The sequence below is a fragment of the Ferruginibacter sp. genome (genome assembly GCF_031430955.1).
Classification (GTDB): Bacteria; Bacteroidota; Bacteroidia; order Chitinophagales; family Chitinophagaceae; genus Ferruginibacter.
Genome location: NZ_JANPCM010000112.1, coordinates 1 through 2,042, shown reverse-complemented (window position 1 = coordinate 2,042; position 2,042 = coordinate 1). Strand labels below are relative to the sequence as shown.

Below are 2,042 nucleotides of genomic sequence, written 5' to 3'. Positions count from 1 at the left end.
TATATTTGTTCAGATAGTAACACATATTATTAAAAATAATACAAAAACAATCAAAGCATGAAATCTTTAACATTAAGAAATTTAGCTCCCTTCTTTGTACTGGCAGTTGTTGCAATAGCTGCAATCTTTATCCCGTCTTTACCCAACTTCGATGATGGTAAATTTAACGGAGCAGATGTGGCCTGGATTTTAGTAGCCACTGCTTTAGTGTTTTTAATGACCCCCGGCCTGGCATTTTTTTACGGAGGTATGGTACACCGTAAAAATGTAATCAGCACTATGATAAAAAGTGTGGTTGCTGCAGGTGTGGTTAGTGTACTTTGGGTAACTGTTGGTTACAGCCTGGCATTTGGTGAAACGATAGGAGGTTTTATCGGTAATCCAATGACGCATCTTTTCTTTAAAGGTGTAGCATCAGGCGCACCAATTTTGCAGGGTGCCACTTCATCATTAACTATTCCCTTATTATTGTTTTCTCTGTTTCAATTAATGTTTGCCATTATTACTCCCGGCCTTGTGGTAGGTGCAGTGGCTGAGCGTATTAAATTCAGCGCTTACATTTTATTTATAGTGTTATTCAGTTTACTAGTTTATGCTCCTTTGGCACACTGGACATGGCATCCAATGGGATTTTTATTTAAAATGGGTGTACTTGATTTTGCAGGCGGTACAGTGGTACATATTTCTGCAGGTTGTGCAGCTTTGGCTGGCGCTTTGGTATTAAAAAGAAGACAATCGCATATTGAACACAGAGAAATTCCACCAGCTAATATTCCTTATGTATTAATTGGCACCGGTTTACTTTGGTTTGGATGGTTTGGTTTTAATGCAGGTTCTGCATTAGGTGCAACTACTTTATCTGTTAGTGCATTTGCAACTACTAATACAGCAGCAGCAGCAGCAGGTTTAAGCTGGATGTTTTTTGATGTAATGAGAGGTAAAAAACCATCTGTACTGGGCTTTTTTATTGGTGCAGTGGTTGGTTTGGTTGCCATTACTCCAGGTGCAGGTTTTGTAGCAATACCTCAAAGTATTTTTATCGGATTTTTAGCTGCAATTGTTTCAAACATTGCGGTGTACTATAAATCAAAATCAAAGTTAGATGATACACTGGATGTATTTCCATGCCATGGTATTGGTGGTATGGTTGGTATGATATTAACTGGTGTATTTGCAACTAAAAATGTAAATACTGCAGGTGCTGATGGATTATTATATGGTGGTACTGCTTTCTTTTTAACACAGCTTAAAGGCTTGGCAATAGTTGTAGCATATAGCTTCACAGTTTCTTTTGCCATCTTTAAATTTATCAATTTTATTTTACCAATTCGTGTTAGCCAGGAAGATGAATTATTGGGCCTTGATGCTTCTCAGCACAACGAAAATTATACACAGGGTACTTTGTTAGTGCAAAACGGTGGAGAAATTAAAGAAACACTTGTTGAAGATTAATCAATAATATAAAAAAGGTACAACCAATATATGAGCTTCTCGACAAAGTTCATGGGTTGTACCTATCATTTAATAATTAAAATCAATTACAATGTTAAGAAAATTATTTTTAGCAGCAACAGCTGCAGTATCTTTTTTTGCCGCTACTGCACAGGATTCTACAAAAACACTTACAGTTTCGGGTTCTATTGACGGCTACTACCGTTATAATTTTGCAGGTAAAACCAATAATTACACCAGTTTCACCAATTCTCAAAGTTCTTTTGAGTTAGGCATGGCTTCTTTACGTGCCGATGCCACAGCTTTATCGGGTAAAGTGGGTGCTACAGTTGATTTAGGTTTTGGCCGCAGGGCAGAAGAGTTTTCTTATAATGATGGTAATGATAATGTAGGAACAGGCTCAGACAAAAATGGCTTTTTATCATTATCTGCAATAAAGCAGGCGTATGTTACTTACGCTCCATCAGCTAAGGTGAAATTTACAGCAGGTAAGTTTGCTACGCATGTGGGTTACGAATTAGTAGATGCACCGCTAAACAGAAATTACAGCATGAGTTATATGTTTACTAACGGTCCATTTTTTCATACAG

General features: G+C 37.3%; 2 protein-coding genes. Both read left to right on the top strand.

Going from position 1 to position 2,042, the window contains the following annotated elements:
* Window positions 1–57 precede the first annotated feature (57 nt).
* Window positions 58–1,452: an ammonium transporter gene (locus ACY65O_RS03075; protein WP_462219384.1), complete on the top strand. Its 1,395-nt coding sequence runs from the start codon at window positions 58–60 to the stop codon at window positions 1,450–1,452.
* A 91-nt stretch (window positions 1,453–1,543) separates the two neighbouring features.
* A partial coding sequence (locus ACY65O_RS03070) for an outer membrane beta-barrel protein (protein WP_462219383.1) occupies window positions 1,544–2,042 on the top strand: 499 nt, incomplete at its 3' end.